The sequence below is a fragment of the Streptomyces sp. SID14436 genome (assembly GCF_010548465.1).
In the GTDB taxonomy this organism is placed as follows: domain Bacteria; phylum Actinomycetota; class Actinomycetes; order Streptomycetales; family Streptomycetaceae; genus Streptomyces.
The window spans coordinates 1-2,484 of sequence record NZ_JAAGMD010000608.1 but is presented as its reverse complement, the minus strand read 5'-3'; the positions used below and the strand labels follow the sequence as shown (position 1 = coordinate 2,484).

Sequence of the window (2,484 nt, the reverse complement as noted above, 5' to 3'; positions counted from 1 at the left end):
GATGTCGGCGTCGGTCAGCAGCAGGTACTGGGGGTCCCGCGCGCGGGCCAGGGCGATGCCGTGGCGCACCGCCCACAGCTTGCCGGTCCACCCGGCGGGCGGCTCACCGGGCGCGTCGACGGTCAGCGGCAGCCCGCCCCGCCCGCGCGCCAGCTCGCGCGCGAGCGCGCCGGTGCCGTCCGTGCTGCCGTCGTCGACGAGGAACACCTCGGCCCGGCCCGGGTAGTCCTGGGCGAGCAGGGCCGGCAGGCTCGCGGGCAGCACCTCCGCCTCGTCGCGGGCCGGGACGACGACACAGACGGACGGCCAGGAGTCCGGCTCCCGCGCGGGCGGCAGCCGGACGTCGGTCCGCCAGAAGAAGCCCTGGCACAGCAGGAGCCACAGCCACGCGGCGAGTGATCCGGCGGCGGTCCACGCAACGACGCTCACGTGCGCAGTGTGCCCCACGGCGGCGGCCGGAAGCCGCCCATCGACTATCGTGACCGGGTGAAGATCGCGCTCATGGACTCCGGAATCGGTCTGCTGGCGGCCACCGCAGCGGTACGGCGCCTGCGCCCGGACGCCGATCTCGTCCTCTCCCTCGACCCCGACGGCATGCCGTGGGGCCCCAGGACCCCTCAGGACCTCACCGAGCGGGCCCTCGCCGTCGCCGAGGCCGCCGCCGCGCACCGGCCCGACGCGCTCGTCGTCGGCTGCAACACCGCCACCGTGCACGCGCTCACCGCCCTGCGCGCCCGCCTGGAACCCGGGCTGCCGGTGATCGGCACCGTCCCGGCGATCAAACCGGCCGCGGCCGGGGGCGGACCGCTGGCCATCTGGGCCACCCCGGCCACCACCGGCAGCCCCTACCAGCGGAATCTGATCGACACCTTCGCCGGCGGGGTCGAGGTCGCCCAGGTGCCGTGCTGGGGACTCGCCGAGGCGGTGGAGCGGGCGGACGAGTCCGCGATCGACGCGGCCGTGGAGGCGGCGGCGGCCCTCACCCCGGACGACGTGACGACCGTCGTCCTGGGCTGTACCCATTACGAACTGGTCGGCGAGCGCATCCGGGCCGCCGTCCAGCAGCCCGGCCGGCCGCCCCTCGCCCTGTACGGCTCCGCGGACGCCGTGGCCGCCCAGACACTGCGCCGCATCGGCGGCCGGCCCGCCCCCGACGCCCCGGCGACCGGCACCCTGACGGTGCTGCTCAGCGGACGTCCGGGCCCGCTCCCGACGGCGGCGCTCACCTACGCCGAGGGCCGGCTCCTGCACCGGGCCGCCCCCGTCCGCTGACCGCGCTCCGCGGACTCGCCCTGGAGGACTGCGGGGCGCCCCCGCGCACTCCGGCGGGTCCGGTCGGCGCAGTCACGCTGTGCGACGCCGTACCAGCGGAGCGAAACCTGAGTAACCTCGAAGGTATGAGGGACCACCCCCACGGCAAGCCCGTTCCCTGTTCCGACGTCTGGACCGGCAGGGCCACCAACCGCATCCAGTGGCTGCTCGCCCTGATCGGCGCCGCCTGCATGGCACTCGGCATCGCCCTGGCCGTCGACTCCGCGTGGACGACCGGCGTCGCCCCCCTGGTCATGGCCGTCGTCGGATGCATCGCCGCCGGGCTGCTGGTGCTCTTCGGCACCCTCGCCTTCGTGCACGTGGCGCTGCGGGTCGACGAGGACCACCTGGAAGTGCGGTGCGGCCACATCGGTGTGCCGCGCCGCCGCATCCCGCTCTCGCACGTCGCGGGCGCGGACTTCGCACCGCACGTCACCCCCCGCCACTGGGGCGGCTGGGGCTACCGCTGGCGTCCCGAGAAGGGCACGGCCGTCGTCGTGCGGCGGGGTGAGGGGGTCGTCCTGCGCCTGTGGGACGGACACACCTTCACCGTCACCGTCGACGACGCCGAGGCGGCGGTCCGCGTCATCCGGGACCGCCTGCACCCGCACAAGCCCGGCGCGGCCCACTGACCCACTCCGCCGCGGCCCTCAGGGCGCCACCCGGCCCCCGCGCGGGGGCGGGCCGCTCTCAGGGAACGGCGCCCGGTCGTGGACGAACGGACGCGCGGTCGCCAGGCCCGCCAGAAGACCGGCGCCCAGCGACACCACCGTGAAGCTGAGCGCGTTGCCCACCGCGGCGATGGCCGCCACGGCCGTCAGCGCCGCACCCGCCGTCAGCACCACCGGAGTGCTGCGCGGACTGCGCCACAGCGCGTAGAGCACCCAGCCGAAGGCCGCCGCGAGGAGCGCCACCCCGGCCACGCCCTGTTCCGCCGCGAGCTGCAGGGGCGCCGAGTGGGGCCGGTCGTCGGACAGCAGCGACCGCGCGGCCGTGGCGCTCAGCTCCCCGAAGTTGCCCGGCCCCACCCCGGCCCCGACGTGGTGCCCGGCCATGTCCAGCGCGTCCTGCCACAGTGCCACGCGGTGCGGGGTCAGCCGCCCCTCCAGCGCGCCGGCCAGGCACTGAGGCACCGCCCGGCCGGCCACCGCCCAGGTCAGCGCGCTCACCCCG

At 76.5% G+C, this 2,484-nt stretch carries 3 protein-coding genes and 1 pseudogene; 2 read left to right on the top strand and 2 right to left on the bottom strand.

Annotated elements, in window-relative coordinates:
- A partial coding sequence (locus G3I53_RS21585; RefSeq protein ID WP_164438678.1) for a glycosyltransferase occupies positions 1-429 on the bottom strand: 429 nt, incomplete at its 3' end.
- A gap of 57 nt (positions 430-486) precedes the next feature.
- Between G3I53_RS21585 and G3I53_RS21580 the strand changes: the two genes are divergently transcribed.
- A complete protein-coding gene (locus tag G3I53_RS21580; protein WP_164438677.1) occupies positions 487-1,272 on the top strand; it encodes an aspartate/glutamate racemase family protein in 786 nt (261 codons plus the stop codon).
- Positions 1,273-1,397: 125 nt separating this feature from the next.
- Positions 1,398-1,943 carry a hypothetical protein gene (locus G3I53_RS21575; RefSeq protein ID WP_164338478.1) on the top strand — a complete coding sequence of 182 codons (546 nt, stop codon included), beginning with the start codon at positions 1,398-1,400 and terminating at the stop codon, positions 1,941-1,943.
- Positions 1,944-1,961: 18 nt separating this feature from the next.
- Here the strand turns inward: G3I53_RS21575 and G3I53_RS21570 are convergent.
- A pseudogene (locus G3I53_RS21570) lies at positions 1,962-2,484 on the bottom strand (O-antigen ligase family protein); the annotation flags it as partial.

Coding starts and splice junctions, on each gene's coding strand:
- G3I53_RS21575 (WP_164338478.1), top strand. CDS start 1,398: ATGAGGGACCACCCCCACGGCAAGCCCGTTCCCTGTTCCGACGTCTGG.